Annotated in this window: 10 protein-coding genes; 6 read left to right on the plus strand and 4 right to left on the minus strand. The window is 41.8% G+C overall.

The features are described from left to right. The first annotated feature begins 209 nt into the window (after positions 1 to 209). On the plus strand, positions 210 to 1,376 hold the full coding sequence (locus EWE74_RS18700; protein WP_239018720.1) for a BamA/TamA family outer membrane protein: 1,167 nt from the start codon (positions 210 to 212) through the stop codon (positions 1,374 to 1,376). 3 nt (positions 1,377 to 1,379) lie between these two features. Here the strand turns inward: EWE74_RS18700 and EWE74_RS18705 are convergent, their stop codons facing one another. Genes EWE74_RS18705 through EWE74_RS18720 form a run of 4 tightly spaced genes read right to left on the minus strand, consistent with a single transcriptional unit; the run spans position 1,380 to position 5,961 of the window. After that, complete coding sequence (locus EWE74_RS18705) at positions 1,380 to 1,859, minus strand: hypothetical protein (RefSeq protein ID WP_130143189.1); 480 nt, start codon at positions 1,857 to 1,859, stop codon at positions 1,380 to 1,382. 48 nt (positions 1,860 to 1,907) lie between these two features. Then, positions 1,908 to 3,233 carry a sensor histidine kinase gene (locus EWE74_RS18710; RefSeq protein ID WP_130143190.1) on the minus strand — a complete coding sequence of 442 codons (1,326 nt, stop codon included), beginning with the start codon at positions 3,231 to 3,233 and terminating at the stop codon, positions 1,908 to 1,910. Positions 3,234 to 3,237: 4 nt separating this feature from the next. Next, a complete protein-coding gene (locus EWE74_RS18715; protein WP_130143191.1) occupies positions 3,238 to 4,605 on the minus strand; it encodes a sigma-54-dependent transcriptional regulator in 1,368 nt (455 codons plus the stop codon). Between the two features lie 30 nt (positions 4,606 to 4,635). After that, the gene (locus EWE74_RS18720; RefSeq protein WP_130143192.1) at positions 4,636 to 5,961 is read right to left on the minus strand and encodes a TolC family protein; all 1,326 of its coding nucleotides are present in this window, start codon (positions 5,959 to 5,961) and stop codon (positions 4,636 to 4,638) included. A 918-nt stretch (positions 5,962 to 6,879) separates the two neighbouring features. Here EWE74_RS18720 and EWE74_RS18725 point away from each other — a divergent pair. Genes EWE74_RS18725 through EWE74_RS18745 form a run of 5 tightly spaced genes read left to right on the plus strand, consistent with a single transcriptional unit; the run spans position 6,880 to position 16,055 of the window. Beyond that, on the plus strand, positions 6,880 to 8,130 hold the full coding sequence (locus EWE74_RS18725) for an efflux RND transporter periplasmic adaptor subunit (RefSeq protein WP_130143193.1): 1,251 nt from the start codon (positions 6,880 to 6,882) through the stop codon (positions 8,128 to 8,130). 58 nt (positions 8,131 to 8,188) lie between these two features. Then, positions 8,189 to 8,866, plus strand: coding sequence for an ABC transporter ATP-binding protein (locus EWE74_RS18730; protein ID WP_130143194.1), 678 nt, complete (start codon positions 8,189 to 8,191; stop codon positions 8,864 to 8,866). A gap of 18 nt (positions 8,867 to 8,884) precedes the next feature. After that, positions 8,885 to 11,266 carry an FtsX-like permease family protein gene (locus EWE74_RS18735; protein WP_130143195.1) on the plus strand — a complete coding sequence of 794 codons (2,382 nt, stop codon included), beginning with the start codon at positions 8,885 to 8,887 and terminating at the stop codon, positions 11,264 to 11,266. Between the two features lie 23 nt (positions 11,267 to 11,289). After that, positions 11,290 to 13,689 (plus strand): ABC transporter permease, encoded by a 2,400-nt coding sequence (locus EWE74_RS18740; protein ID WP_130143196.1) that lies wholly within the window; start codon positions 11,290 to 11,292, stop codon positions 13,687 to 13,689. An 11-nt stretch (positions 13,690 to 13,700) separates the two neighbouring features. Then, on the plus strand, positions 13,701 to 16,055 hold the full coding sequence (locus EWE74_RS18745; RefSeq protein WP_130143197.1) for an ABC transporter permease: 2,355 nt from the start codon (positions 13,701 to 13,703) through the stop codon (positions 16,053 to 16,055). The last annotated feature ends 23 nt before the right edge of the window (positions 16,056 to 16,078 follow it).

A 16,078-nucleotide genomic window follows, 5' to 3' on the forward strand; every position in this document is an offset into this window, starting at 1 on the left:
AAGTTTTTTAAAAACTTTTTTACTGTGTTAAAGAACGTCAATCATCAGCCTCAAATAACCTCTAGTCCATTCGATTTTGATGAGGCAAAGATAGCGACTCCATCCAAACTACAAAAATATTTTAAAAAAAAAAACCAGCGTTTGCACCATATACTTGATACGCAAGGAAATAATTTACATCTTGCACCGCATTTTCAAGACTGTTACTTATGTTGATAAAACTAAATCCGTATTTCGGAAATATCTTGTTATGGACTTTATTGTTCATGACTTCTTTTTTTTCACCAGCTTATGCACAAGAACAGACGCTTATCCAGAAAATGGTAAAAAAATTCCTCTCTGCAGAAAGTGACTCTACACGTGGCGCCAGTTTGATTGTGCTGCCTGCCTTGGGATACGCCCAAGAAACCGGCGTGGAGTACGGCATTGCTGGAACATATAATTTCTACTTGGATAAAGCTGACCCACACAGCCGAACGTCTAACATAACACTTATGGGAACGCTTACTACTAAAAAACAGAAAAACATCAAACTGCTGACCGATATATGGACCAAAGACAATAATTACCATATTTTAACCGAACTACGGTATCGGGATTGGCCCTTTAATTTCTATGGCCTCGGGTCAGATACCTGGTTGGCCGATGAGGATTTTTTGGAACATCAACTCACACGGGCGAAGGTCGATCTAGAAAAAAAAATTGTCCCCAAATGGTATGCCGGTGTAAATGTGGAATATGAAAATTTTAGGTTTAACGATCGTGAACCTGGGGGTGTTTTTGAGCAACCCGAAGTATTAGGAAGAAAGGGTGGCCAGTATTTAGCCCTGGGCGTATCGTCTCTGTACGACACGCGAAACAACACCACTTATACGACAAATGGCTTCTACTCCCGCATAAAATATGCGTATGCCCCCAGTTTTTGGGATGCCGACAATTTCGTAGGAAGTCAAGTCGAAGCTGATGTTAGAGGATTTCACGCCCTTTCGCCAGAGCTAACACTTGCCGGGCAAGTGCTTTACCGCAGTACCTTCGGGGAAAACGTTCCATTTTATGCCTATCGCGATCTTGGAGGCGACATGACCATGCGTGGTTACTATCTGGGACGATATAAAGACAAGAACTATGCTACTGCACAACTTGAATTACGATATCGGTTTATACCCCGGCTGGGTGTTGTCGGGTTTGGCGGGACGGGTAGCACCTTCTCCCGACAGCACGATTTACGTTTAGTACCAAGCTTCGGTGGAGGTATCCGTTATTTCTTTAGCTTAGAACATAACAGCACCGTTCGGTTTGATTATGCTTTTGGTGAAAAAAGACCGGGCGAAAAGAGACAGACGGGATTTTATTTAAGTATCAGCGAGGCTTTTTAACGTTCACTTCCAAAACGGATAACGTAGCTGAAAATTTTCTTTCCGTTGTTCTTTACGGTACATCAATATGCCAAAATGAAATAAATTGATCGATACCACAACGTCTGCACTTTGCACCAGTTGCTGCCATATACGTTTTGTTTTGCGGGTTCGAAAAGGTTCATGTACGATGATCACCTTTCCTTGACAAACAGCTTTTTTTATCTTATCGGCAGAAGTGCTCCGTAAATCCGTAAACAGCGCCTCAGCATGATCAGATTGCCCCAAATACCCCAGTTCCTTCACATCCATATGGGTCAATATAGCTAAAAGCAAGCTTCTATATGTAGGATTAAAATCTGATGAAACTGTCACCGTATCGGTTTTCAAACGCGAAACATTATAAATAACATGTGAAGCCAAATCATACACAAAAGGGGAATGCGTACCATGCCGGCTATTGGAAACAAAAAAATGTCGTATCAGATCCCAGTAGTAGCGCATGCCACAAAGGTAATATTTCGTATGAAGATGTTAGCATTTTGCAGCAAGTTACGTTACAAACTGCAATGAAAACGTACTTCCTTTTCCTTCTTCACTTTCCACAAAGAGGTTTCCTTTGTGCAGAAGCATAATCTGCTTACTAAGGGTTAGTCCTACCCCACTGCCCGATTTCTTGGTCGTGAAAAATGGTGTAAATATCTGCTCCTGAATATCGGGAGACATCCCTCGCCCGTTATCTTGAATTTTGATAACCACGTGGTCATCTCTTTTCAACCCCGCTATACTGATATAGGGCTCAGCACAATCTTTAACCGCTTCCATCGCGTTGAGCAACAGATTAATCAAAGCCTGTTCCACTAAGTTAATATCCGCGCGAAGAAACAAACGTGTATCCTTCAAAATGATATCCAAATCGATTTTTTTTTGCAGCAGTGTAGGTTCAAGCAACTGATATATACTTTCGAACAGCACCTTTAACTGTATATCTACAAAATTAGGTTGATCTACCTTATTGATCAGCCGATAACTCTTAGCGAATTGTAAAAGCCCCTCACTGCGTCGTTTTATAGTATAGATGCCAAGTTTAACGTCTTCTGTATCTTCCTCACCATATCCTTCTTCTAATCGAGCGTGCAACGTTTCTGCTAGCGAGCTGATGGGCGCAATCGAATTCATAATTTCATGCGTCAATACCCGTAATAATTTATGCCAAGCCTTGGTTTCCGTTTCGTCTATCGCTTCATTTATATTTTGATAAACGACAATCCGAAATGTTCCTTCCTGCGTAGAAAAAGTAGAACCATGCATCAGCAATTTAATCTTTCCGATAGCAAAGCTCACCGATTCGACCTGTTGCTTTCCGAGCTTCATATGGATTGTTTTTTCATACAAATCTGGATGACGTTTCATCAAACCACGGATATTTCCAATGTGCGGCGTTCGAAAGAGTTGTTTAAACGCATCATTGATCCACATCACTTTTCCGGTATTCTCCTGGTAGAAAATAATAGCAGAATCCAACATATTAAGAACCTTATTAAGATACTGATGCTGGATTTCCTTGTCCATGCTGATACGTTTATACACATCGTTAATAGCATTGAATGCTGCGAACAATCTGCCCTCAACGGATTTCGGATGTCTGATGACAAATCGTCGGGTAAAATCTCTATAGCGTACTGCCTCAGCGAAATCGAGTACTTCTTCGACTAATTTTCGCTGTTTACCCAACCACCGAAACGCGAGCATAAAAAGCACTATAAAGCTTATCGTAGCAGGCAAATACCATTTCTGAAAGAATAGGTAAGCTGTCCCTACCGCGACTGATATTAAGAACAATGTGTTCCAGAAGAAGAAATCCCGCAGTCGCCCCATGTTATCAGATATTATATTTCTCCATACGCCTATACAAAGCCGCGCGCGTCAATCCCAACTCACGCGCTGCTTTGCTGATATTGCCATTATAACGTTCGATTGCAGATTGAATGGCATGACGCTCCATCTCCTCTAGACTCTGATTAGCATAAGCAGGCTCACGCAATATACTGCTTTCCTGGACCGCCTGCTCAATTGGAGAAAATAAAATGTCGTTATCCTGTATACTGCGTTGCTCCGCCATAATAACGGCGCGCTCGATACTATATTGAAGTTCGCGGACATTACCTGGGAAATGGTAGGTTTTTAGTTTTTGGATAGCATTGCGCTCAAAACCCTCCATATGCTTATGATATTTTCGGTTATAGAAGTCCAGAAAGTGATTTGCCAATAACACAATATCCTCTCCCCGTTCTCTTAACGGTGGCACCTGTATCTCGACCGTGTTAATACGGTATATCAAATCTTTACGAAATCTACTTTCGTCCGCCAATGCTTTTAAAGGAACATTGGTAGCGCTCAACAAGCGGATGTCTACCGAGATAGGCTGATAGGAACCTAACGGCACGACCTGTCGATTTTGCAGAACACTCAATAGTTTTGCTTGCTGCTGTAGATTTATATTACCTATTTCGTCCAAAAACAACGTACCACCGTTTGCCGCCTCAAAACGTCCCTGTCTATCTTCTCTAGCGTCCGTAAAAGCACCTTTCTTGTAACCAAACAGCTCGCTTTCAAAAAGTGTTTCGGTCAATGCACCAACATCCACTTTAATATAGCCTTGTTTTTTTCGTAAAGAACGTTGGTGCAAAGCCTGCGCAATCAAGTCTTTTCCTGTTCCGTTCTCACCCAATATTAAAATATTGGCATCCGTTGGCGCGACTTTATCTATCTTATACTGCAGATCTTCCATAATCGCCGAACGGCCAATCAAATCGTTGTCTTGACGAATCGCCGGCAAGATCGTTTGCTCGCGTCCTTTTATTGGCTTAGTTTCCTCGAAAATGGTCTCCAATGTCTGCAACAGATGTTCATTCTGCCAAGGCTTTACAATAAAATCAGAAGCTCCCTGTTTGAGTGATCGCACGGCAAGGTCGACCGCACCATACGCTGTAATCATCACCACCTTAACATGCGGATACCTGCTTTTGATTTTCCCCAACCAAAACAACCCCTCGTTACCCGTATTGATAGCGCTCTTAAAATTCATATCTAACAACACCAAATCAATAACGTTCCGTTCCAACGTACGAAGGATATTTTCAGGATTGGACTCGACTATGACTTGCTTTACTTTCGGTCTTAGTAAAATGCGAACGGCCGTTAGCAAATCCTGGTCGTCATCAACGACTAAAATGGAAGTTTTTTTCATCACAAACCTATGGTAACCTATCTTTTTACATTACAAATCTAATGTTCCTGCGTAATAATCATTGATATATTTTTGCATTATCCACGCGTATTGTTTAATCACCAACGCATTTCTAGTATTGTCCAGCTTGTTTTTTGCCGTTAGAAATACCACAGAGTTACTATTTCCGGCATCAAAATGCACTTGTGCTATGCGAAAAGCTTCTTGATAGCTTTGCGCTTGTTCGCGTAGGTTATTCACATTTTCTCGCAATGTTTTCATACTAAACACCGCTTTCGCCGTTTGTTCCCGTAAAGCGTTTTCTTGGATTTCCCGTTCCCATTTTACCTCATCCAAATCTAATTTTGCCAATTTCACTTGTGTTCTTACCCTCATTTTGCTAAAAATCGGAATGCGTAAGCTCAACGAAATACCTTTTGCGGGGTAGTTTCTAAACTGTTGCCAATAATTAAACCCAGACTCATCAATACTCGAGAAACGAGACTGAATGGAAGCTGACAATGATAGAGATGGGTAATAATCAGATTTTATCATTTTTACTTGTTGCTGAGCTTCCTTGATACGCCAATCCAACGCCTTAAATTGTGGTAAGACATTCATCGCTGTATGATATAGCTGAGCATCGGAATAACGTTTCTGATCAATAGAGAATGGTAATGGTTCGAGTTCTGGCAATTCATCAACAGCGCGGTTCAGTAAAGCCGCTAAACGCAATCGCCGATCGTACAACGCTTGTTTGTTTGTCTCCAATAGATTTTGATCGGTACGTAATTGCCCTTTTAGGTCATAGAAGTCTCCGGGATCAGCCGCCCCCTCCCGCTGCATAATCTCCATACGATCTATATTTTCCTGCGTTACAGCCAATTGTCCCTCCGTCTGCCTTAACATATCCTGTGCCGTCAATACCAATACGTACGCTTCTATTACATCCAATTTCAATTCATTCACCGCCCCTTCAAATTCAAATTTTCCGGCTTCCAAGGCACTCGCCCTACGCCGGATGTCATGCAAAATTTGGAATCCATTGAATAGGGGTGCATTAAGATAAAGCGACTGCCCCCCGGAGAAAAAGCTCGTGTTCACAAATTGATTGGTCGTAGCATTAACGCTTCTTCCTTCATTGTATCCATGGTTTATATTTCCTTCCAAAGATGGTAATCGATTATAGCGCGCTTGTTTATAATTTATCTGATGTCGATATACATTTAATTCCGTCTGTTTCAATGTTGGGTTATTCTCGACTGCCAATCGCACGCATTCGGCTAGAGACAAATTGCTGTACGTTTGTCCCATTACCGAAATGGCACTACTATAAGTAATTATAAACACAACAATAAGGATAGCACAATTCTTCATTCACAAAATTTTCCTTATCCTTTCCATAGCGCATGCCAAAAACATAACAACTTATAATAGAATACAATATGAAAGAGACAAATAGCCACGTGTCCGCTATCGAACAGTTGTTGTTCACCAACGAACATGAACCGAGTCCTTCATTTTTTTGTCTTGACACAAAAAAACGAAGCAAAAAAAAGTCAAGACTGGCTAGGTTCCGCTACCTTTACTTGTCCATTCCTAAACAGAATGAAACTCCCTTCGGTCAAACAGCATTCTGTTTTTAACGGAATAGCCGGCGTAAAACTGGCCGCGGAACAATGCTAGGTCGTTTTACTCCGCGAAAGCGCGAAGCAATATAAATTGCATAGATTACGCATTGCAGTATCCCTTCCTTAACACTAAAGGTCGCCTCAAAAGCTTTGGCAAATGTAGAAATACCAATTTTGCACTATCTCCAATGCCAAAGGTTTTCAGCGACGAGATTTATGGATTCGTGTTTGTTTTAGTATCCATGAGCTCGCTTCGCTCGGTTTTGGTTCTTTTTTACGGAAAAAAAGAACATACAAGTATTATTTCCGATTATTAAATAACAATTTCCTTTTGCGTTACATTTTGTTTGGAATGTTTCTAAATAACCCCCATCTTTACAGCAGTTTAAAATCATTCTAAATAATGTCATAAACAAAAATACACTTTTCTATTTCTCTCTCTATTTCTACTGGCTTCCCTGCTCTCCTCAATTAGCATGGGAGCCGTAGAAATTTTCTTTTTACATACACTTGCATTCCCTGTTCGCCACCGAACAGCAGACTGTTCGGATATGAACACCTTTCATCAAACAAACAAATTAAAAAACTGTAAATAAACATCTTATAATATTGGCATAGCATTGTATAGGTAAAAACTACACAAACATAATTTCTAATTTTTTAAATGGACAGGCCAATACAACAGAAGAAATGGAATAGTAAACGGATTTTAACACTCGTGGGTGTTGTTGGAATTATCACCTTGATAGGAGCCAGTTATTATTTCACCAGTGGAAACAGCCGTTTGAATGTTGATGCCGACCGCATCAGTATCGTCGAGGTCAAAGAGGGCACCTTTCAAGAATTTATTCCTATTAATGGAACGGTGCTTCCTATTAGCAGTATCTATTTAGATGCATCTGTCGGTGGGCGTGTAGACGAAAAGTTTGTGGAAGATGGGGCTGTGCTAAAAAAAGGGGATCCCATTATGCGCCTGGCAAATACAGACCAGGAACTGAGTTTGGTACAACAGGAAACACAGGTCCTTAATTTATTAACGCAGGCACAAATTGCACGTACTAATGCCGAACAAATGTCTATTAATAGCCGTAACCAAATGGCGGATGTACAGCAGGCATTCCGCGAAGCGGAACGTGTGTACAATTTAAACCAAAAACTATATAAAGAGAAAGCTATTGGTTCGCAGGAATACGAAAAATCGGTTAACGAATATAATTATCAAAAGCAACGTGTAACATTGACCAAACAAATCCTCCGGCAAGATTCCATTTCCAACAACCAGAAAGCGCTGCAAGATCAAAAGACTTACGAACGTACACAAAGCGCATTGGATCTCATGCGTAAGAAAGTAGACGATCTTATTGTGCGCGCACCGGTAGACGGACAGCTAACATCTTTTGACGCTGAAATCGGTCAAAATAAAAATGCTGGCGAGCGGCTCGGGCAAATAGATGTCTTGACAGGTTTTAAAGTACGTGCTGACATTGATGAACATTACATCAATCGTATCTTTACCGAACAAATAGGTGAATTTACGTTGAGTGGGAAAGTCTATAAGCTGAAAATCAAAAAAGTGTACACACAAGTTACGAATGGACGCTTTCAAGTCGATATGGAGTTTGATGGAGAAACACCTTCCAGCGTACGTCGCGGACAGACTTTACAAATCCGGTTGGCTTTGAGCGATGAAACAAAGGCGTTATTATTAACAAAAGGAGGTTTCTATCAACAGACAGGCGGAAACTGGATTTTCAAACTGGATAAGAACGGGAATACTGCCTATCGGGCGGATATACAACTTGGCAGACAGAATCCAGAATACTACGAAATAATTGGCGGTTTACAACCCGGCGACAAAGTTATTGTATCGAGTTACGAAACATACGATAAGATACAGGAATTGAATGTTAAATAGGACTATAAAGATTGTAAAGATAAACCCACAGCGGGCTACAAAGTAAATCATATACATCATGATAAAAATAACAAACCTACAAAAATACTACCGCACCGAAGAAGTAGAAACAGTTGCGTTGAATAACGTAAACATTCACGTAAAAGAAGGTGAATTTGTGGCTGTCATGGGGCCTTCGGGTTGTGGCAAATCAACCCTCTTGAATATTGTTGGGTTATTAGACGATCTGGACGAAGGAAGTTATTTATTCAACGGTACCGAGGTCGCTAAATTCAAGGAGAGTAATCGTTCTAACCTGCGGAAACATAACATTGGCTTCGTATTCCAAAGCTTTAACCTGATCGATGAACTGACCGTATTTGAAAATGTAGAACTTCCTCTAGTTTACACGAAAGTACCAGCTGCGGAACGCAAACGCCGTGTAGAAGAGGTATTGGAAAAAGTACAGATTATGCATCGACGCAACCACTTTCCGCAACAGCTATCAGGAGGTCAACAGCAGCGTGTTGCGGTTGCGCGGGCGGTTGTCAACAATCCGAAACTCATCTTAGCCGATGAGCCGACCGGTAATCTTGATTCGAACAACGGTAACGAGGTCATGCAGCTATTGACCGAATTGAATGAAGCCGGTACGACCATCGTCATGGTAACACACAGTGAACACGATGCTAAATTCGCCGACCGTGTTATACGGATGCTGGACGGGCAGGTCATTATGGAAACAGCGCACGTATAACCTCTCAACTTGTCCATCATGATAAAGAACCATTTCAAAATAGCGTGGAGAAACCTTCTGAAAAACAAAGGAAATTCCACTATCAATATTTTCGGTTTAGCTTTGGGTATGGGCATATCGCTCATTATAGGCTTATGGATTAGCTCGGAAGTACAATATGATCGCTTTTATTCGAAAACGGATCGCATATCTCAAGTATACACACGCGATACATTTGAGGGCAAATCCCATACTTGGGGAGGTACACCCGCTGTGTTAGGTCCCATCCTCAAACAGGAACATCCGGAGATAGAAGAAGTCGTTAGAACTGCCACGGTCGACCATCTTCTCCATAACGATGAAAAACGCTTTAAAGCCTCCGGTATAGTCAGTGATCCTGGATTTTTCACCATATTTGATTTTTCTTTTTTAGCAGGCAATCCGGAGAATGTTCTCCTAAAACCAGATGCAATTGTAATAACGGAATCCTTAGCAAAAAAGATGTTCGGGCATACCGATGTAATAGGAAGAATAGTAAAAATAGACACCTTGGCTTCCATGGCCGTCCAAGGTGTTATTCAGGATATTCCTTATAATTCTATATTCCGGGGAAATGAATTTTTCTGTTCATGGGATCTGTTGAAGATCACGGGCTGGATAATTAACGACAATTGGACAAACTATAATCACGAGACATATGCCCTATTGAAAGAGGGAGTTTCGCTATCTTCCACCAATCAAAATATTGCTAATCTTGTCAAGAATCACACCAACAATCAAGTAAAAGCGAGTATTTATCTCTATCCGGCAAACCGTTGGCATCTATATAATAAATCGGAGAATGGGAAAATGGTAGCTGGCACTATCATCACCTTACGGATGTTCGCTTTGATCGGGTTATTCATCCTCCTCATCGCATGCATTAATTTCATTAATCTCAGCACCGCAGGGGCCGAAAGACGAGCAAAAGAGGTCGGCGTACGAAAAGTCGTCGGTGCACCGAAGAAAATGCTTATCCAGCAGTTCCTATTGGAATCCTTTCTGATAACACTCTTAGCGGGTAGTATAGCACTGTTACTTACAGCGGTAGGATTACCTTTTTTCAACACCCTTATCAACGGCGATATCCGTATCAGTGACCAACCTATTGTTTTTTGGGGACTTCTCGTAACCGTCATCGTTATCGCTACCCTCGGTGCGGGTATATATCCTGCTTTTGTACTATCTGCTTTCGAACCCATCAGAACCCTAAAGGGCAATCTGGTGTCGGCCAAGGGAAATTTCAAACCGCGGAAGGTATTGGTAACATTACAGTTTACCATTTCCATCTGTTTAGGCATCTGCACCATTATTATCAGCCAACAGATACGTCATGCACAGAACCGCGATAATGGTTATGATCAAAATAACCTGGTTTACGTAGCGCTAGAAGGTGATTTAAGAAAGAACTATACCATAATACGCAACGAGCTGTTAAAGCACGGCGTTGCCAGCAGTGTGACAAAATCATTAGGCCGTATTACCGGCTATACAAGTAACAGTTGGGGGTATTCCTGGCCCAATGCGCAACCGGAAGATTTCGATGTGACGTTCAATATTATGAGTACCGATACGGATTTTGGGCAAACGATGGGCATCAAACTGCTTAGCGGCAGAGATATTGATGTTTATACGCATCCCTCGGATTCCAATGCCGTATTACTGAACCAGAAGGCCGTGGAACGTATGCGGCTTATAAATCCGTTGGGTACACAAATTATAGAGGCCAAAGGAACGGAATACGAAACAACTTGGCATGTTGTGGGGGTAATAGAAGACTTTATACTGCAATCACCATATCAAGATATTGAGCCGATGATGGTAAAAGGCCCCGCCAGTTACTTTAGCTATATACATATCCGGTTAAATACGGCAAACAGTTTACTTTCCAATATGGATCAGCTCCAAGCGATATTAAAAAAATACAATCCGGATTATCCGGTAGACATCCATTTCGCCGATGAAGCATATGCGCTGAAATTTAAACAACAAAAACGCACCGCGACTTTAACAGCGTTATTCTCGGGGTTGGCCATTTTTATTGCTTGTTTGGGATTGTTCGGGTTGGTTTCCTTTGCGACAATACAGCGGCAAAAGGAAATTGGCATTCGAAAAGTATTGGGTGCTTCGGTCGCGGCGATTGCCACGATGCTGTCAAAAGACTTTTTAAAATTGGTTGTTCTGGCCATCATCATTGCCTCTCCTATTGCCTGGTGGATTATGAATCGATGGTTGCAGGATTTTGTTTATCGGATAGATATACGATGGTGGACATTTTTCTTCGCTGGTATGATCGCCATGTTAATTGCGCTGTTTACGGTAAGTACATTAGCCGTTAAGGCAGCACGAGCTAACCCGGTTGACAGTTTACGGGATGAGTAATTGGATAATTTAAAGTATAAACCATGCTAAAGAACTACATAAAATTCACTTTCCGTACCTTCTGGAAAAACAAAGGTTACGCAGCCGTCAATATCCTAGGTTTATCAGTAGGGCTAACCAGCTTTCTGGTAATCCTACTCTATCTTAATTATGAACTAAGTTATGATCGTTGGAATCCAGCGCTTGAAAAAGTATTTAAGGTCTCCATTCGTGATGCCGACAACGATATATCTCCGAATACACAGGCACCTTTAGCAGCCTTACTCCGGGAAAATACTTCTCAAATCGAGACCGCTACAAAAATATCGACAGATGTAACTTTTGAAATGCCGATATTCGTGGAAGAAAAAGTTATATCGCAAAGTGGGGTAATATCTGCCGACTCGTTATTTTTTCAAGTGTTCCCTTACAAAATCATAGATGGCGATGCCCTAAATCCACTGCAAAAACCCAATGCTATGGTCATCAGTGAAGAGGTCGCCACCAAGCTTTTTGGAAAGGAAAACCCCATCGGAAAAACGATTAAAGTATTCAACTCCTTTGAGCGGGAAGTAACCGCTGTCATGGAACATCCTCAGGGACCGACACATCTGGATATTCAAATGGTATATCGTTCGCCATATGAAACCGACAATTACCACTGGGGAAACTGGTCCTATTACACGTATGTCAAAACCAAAACTCTTATACCGGCCGAAGAAGTAGAATTAGCGATAGATCGGATTTATTATACCGATAGACTGATGAAAGACAAAAACATGACCTATGAAGCATTTCATAGGTCGGGAAGTCAAGAAGGCCTATTTGTCGATGCGGTACATAACATCCACAATTTTCCAAAATATGGAAACAGCAATATGGCAAATATTTCCATTTTGCTGGTATTGGCAATATTGCTCCTATTTGCAGGAGCCGTTAATTTCAGTAATCTGTCCATTGCTTCTTCCTTAAAACGGGCTAAAGAGGTCGGTGTGAAAAAAGTATTGGGTTCTAGCCAAGCAAGATTATTCTGGCAGTTCATGGGTGAAATCGCCATTCAGTGTCTTATTGCATTAGGAATTGCTATCCTGCTTTTACATATCGTCTTACCCTATTTTAATCGGGAATTCCAGATCCCGTTACACTTTTTTGGATCTCAATTTTCATGGCTTCTCGTTACACAGGTTATATTATGCTTGGTTGTCGTCACTTTACTTTCGGGTTTATATCCCGCCGTCTTTCTTTCTCGTTACAATACGACCAAGGTGTTGAAAGGAGACTATTCTAGTGGAAAACAGGGGGCTATCCTCCGTAACGGATTGATTGTAATACAATTTGTCGTCGCTGCATTTTTTATTATCGGGATTGCTGTTGTCAACCGTCAACTAACTTACATGCAGCAGTTCGACAAAGGGTTTTCGGGAGAGCAGGTACTGCGCATACAGGCATTAACGATGCAGACCAGAGAAGATAATTTCGAGCAAGTCAAGAACAGCCTCTTAAGTATATCCGGAGTACACGCCGTAGCAAAAACTACCAAGGTTCCGGGCGACCAATTCTCCGATACATCAACGATGAATTTTAAGCATAATGGCAAGATACACCGTCTTGGATCAGTCAAAATAAGTAAAGATTATTTTGAAACACTAGATATCAAACTGATCGACGGCAGACTGTTCTCGGATAATTACAATGATCAACATACGCGTTCAGCCATTATCAACGAGACGGCGGCGATGAAACTCGGCCTTCAACGAGCCGGCGGCACGTATATTACCTATCCCGGTTGTGACAGCATTCCAATGGAAGTTGTAGGCATCGTGAAAGATTTTAACGTACTCGGGCTGGAACAGCAGATACAACCGGCCGTTTTTACAATCGGTAATGATGCTTGTATATTCCAGTCGGGCGGAGCCATACTAGTTAAGCTGACCGGTGGTGACATCGGAAAACAAGTGACAGCGATCGAGAATCTCTGGAAACGTGTCGAACCGGGATTCGGTATCCGGTTTTCCTTTTTAGATGAAAATTTCCAGCAACTCTTTAGCAGCCATATTCGTTTGCAACGTATCGTCTCTTTTTTCGGATTTACGGCGATTGCTATCGCTCTTATAGGACTATTTGCCCTAACTGCTTTTTTGGTTGGACGACGTACGAAAGAAATCAGCATTCGCAAAATATTAGGTGCTAATGCAACTGATCTTGGCCTTTTACTGGGAAAAGACTTTATACGGCTAATTGCCTTTGCTGTCGTCGTCGCTATTCCATTGGGTTGGTGGGCAGCTGATACATGGTTACAGAACTTTGCCTACCGTATTTCGCTAAACGGGTGGCTGTTTGCCGTAGCAGCAAGCAGTATACTTATCGTCGCTGCATGCACAATATGTGTCAACATCGTAAAAGTATCCCGGACAAATATCGTAGAAAATTTAAGGGATGAGTAAAAACTACAATCGTGATAAAGAACTATATAAAAACAGCTTGGCGAGGCCTATTGAAGAATAAAGGCTATTCCGCCATTAACATCATCGGGTTGGCTATTGGCATGGCGTCCGTGCTGCTTATCGCCCTATGGGTACAAAATCAATTCCGGTATGATAACTTCTACAGCGACAAAAACGACATTTATAAAGTTTGGAACCGTTACAAAGATGAAGAAGTTCGTATCCAAGATATAACTTCTGGCGCTGTCGCCAATGCACTAAGAGAGACGTATCCCGAAGTAGAATACGCCGCGCGCATGTACTGGTCATCCAACAGTTTGTTAACCTACGGGGAGAAAAGCCTTAAAACCCAGGGCAATGAAGTTGACCCGGATTTTCTGCAAATTTTTGATTTCCCTATCGTCAGCGGTAACACCAAACAGGCGTTAACCGGGCACAAAAATATTGTGCTAACGGCACAACTCGCAAAAAACTTATTTGGAGACGAAGATCCGTTGGAGAAAACCGTAATCTTGGATAATGAAGAGCCTTACAAGGTTACTGCTGTGCTCCAGAATTTGCCCAGCTATACCGATTTTGACTTCAGTTATTTGATTCCTTTAGAGGATAAAACATACGGCACGGATTGGAATACCAATACCTATTATACTTTTATACGACTGCGTTCTGGAACGGATATAACATCCTTCAACCAGAAAATAGAACCTGTCGTCCGCAACAATGCTTCCGATTTAAAATTCAATTCGGTATTTCTCTACCCGATGTCCAACATGCACCTGTATTCCCGTTTTGAGAATGGCATTCCCGTGGGCGGAAAGATTGAACAAGTACGTTTAATCGCCGGCATTGGTTTACTTATTCTCTGTATTGCGTGTATCAATTTTATTAATCTCAGCACAGCAAGAAGTCAGAAAAGAGCAAAAGAAGTCGGTGTGCGGAAGGTAGTCGGTGCACGAAAAAGCAATCTGATAGGTCAATTCCTAACGGAATCTGTCCTACTCTCCTTGATTGCTGGTATTATTGCCATCGGGTTAGCTTTTATCGCTCTCCCCTTATTCAATCAAATATTAGATAAACCGCTTTCATTCGACATGGCAAATCCACTAATTTGGATGGCCATACTTGTCTTTGTTCTCTGTACCGGTTTGCTGGCGGGCATCTATCCGGCATTTGTGCTCTCCACTTTCCAGCCTGTTAAAACCCTAAAGGGTATTCTAAAAAAAAGTCGGTATAATCTCAGTTTACGGGAAGTATTGGTCATTTTTCAGTTTAGTATTGCCGTTGTGCTCATTATAGCAACTTTAATTGTCCGTTTGCAAATCAATTATGCCAGTGAACGAAATGCCGGTTACAATGCATCACAGCTCATCGAAATCCCTGTGGAAGGCGATATGAACAAAAACTACGAAGCTATTAAAGCTGAATTGTTAAATAGCGGTACAGTCAAAGGCGTTACACGTACTGGATGGTCCATCACAAAAAATGCGTCGGTATCCAATGGAAATTTTTCCTGGGAAGGTGCGACACCCGAACAGACGCAGAACACCAGCTTCGCATTGGGACGTGCAGAAAGCGATTTTGTTAAAACGGTGGGGTTGACACTCGTCGACGGCCGTGATTTGGATTACGCCAGATTACCAGCCGATAGTGCTTCTGTTTTATTAAATGAAGCGGCGATCAAAACCATGGGGTTGGAAAATCCGGTGGGAAAATATTTCAAACGAGGAGATGACACCTATACCATTGTAGGCGTCTTTAAAGACTATATCAATGACTCTCCTTATGAGGATATCGCCCCCATGGCAATTTTTCCATCAAAAAACTGGATGCTCAATATGGTTGTACGTACGAACGAGCATCACGCCATGCAACAGAATTTACAAACGATGGAGACCATTATCAAGAAATTCAACCCCGCTTATCCATTTAACTATAGTTTCGTGGATGAGGAGTATGCCAAAAAGTTTCACGATCAACAGCAGACAGCGTCCTTGTCGTTCATATTTTCCATGTTGGCCATTGCCATTTCTTGTTTAGGACTATTCGGGCTTGCTTCCTATATCGCGGAGACGCGTATCAAGGAAATCGGTATCCGAAAAGTACTTGGCGCTTCTGTTTGCGAAATCAGCAGCATGCTCTCCAAAGATTTTATAAAATTAGTGTTTTTGGCCATCGTTCTGGCATCGCCTGTTGCTTGGTGGGCAATGCATAATTGGTTGGAAGATTTTTCGTACCGAATAGCTATTTCATGGTGGGTGTTTATCTGGGCAGGAGCAGCAGCTATTGCTATCGCACTGTTCACCGTCAGTACGCAAGCCATCAAAGCCGCACGCGCTAATCCCGTGGATTCGTTGCGGGATGAGTAGCCGTCCCGTCTTCAATAAAAAAA

The organism is Sphingobacterium corticibacterium (genome assembly GCF_004208525.1).
GTDB lineage: Bacteria > Bacteroidota > Bacteroidia > Sphingobacteriales > Sphingobacteriaceae > Sphingobacterium > Sphingobacterium corticibacterium.

Bases quoted from the DNA above. Each gene is read 5' to 3' on its own strand.
- EWE74_RS18705 (WP_130143189.1), bottom strand. From the start codon at position 1,859: ATGCGCTACTACTGGGATCTGATACGACATTTTTTTGTTTCCAATAGC.
- EWE74_RS18720 (WP_130143192.1), bottom strand. From the start codon at position 5,961: ATGAAGAATTGTGCTATCCTTATTGTTGTGTTTATAATTACTTATAGT.
- EWE74_RS18715 (WP_130143191.1), bottom strand. From the start codon at position 4,605: ATGAAAAAAACTTCCATTTTAGTCGTTGATGACGACCAGGATTTGCTA.
- EWE74_RS18710 (WP_130143190.1), bottom strand. From the start codon at position 3,233: ATGGGGCGACTGCGGGATTTCTTCTTCTGGAACACATTGTTCTTAATA.
- EWE74_RS18730 (WP_130143194.1), top strand. From the start codon at position 8,189: ATGATAAAAATAACAAACCTACAAAAATACTACCGCACCGAAGAAGTA.
- EWE74_RS18725 (WP_130143193.1), top strand. From the start codon at position 6,880: ATGGACAGGCCAATACAACAGAAGAAATGGAATAGTAAACGGATTTTA.
- EWE74_RS18735 (WP_130143195.1), top strand. From the start codon at position 8,885: ATGATAAAGAACCATTTCAAAATAGCGTGGAGAAACCTTCTGAAAAAC.
- EWE74_RS18700 (WP_239018720.1), top strand. From the start codon at position 210: ATGTTGATAAAACTAAATCCGTATTTCGGAAATATCTTGTTATGGACT.
- EWE74_RS18740 (WP_130143196.1), top strand. From the start codon at position 11,290: ATGCTAAAGAACTACATAAAATTCACTTTCCGTACCTTCTGGAAAAAC.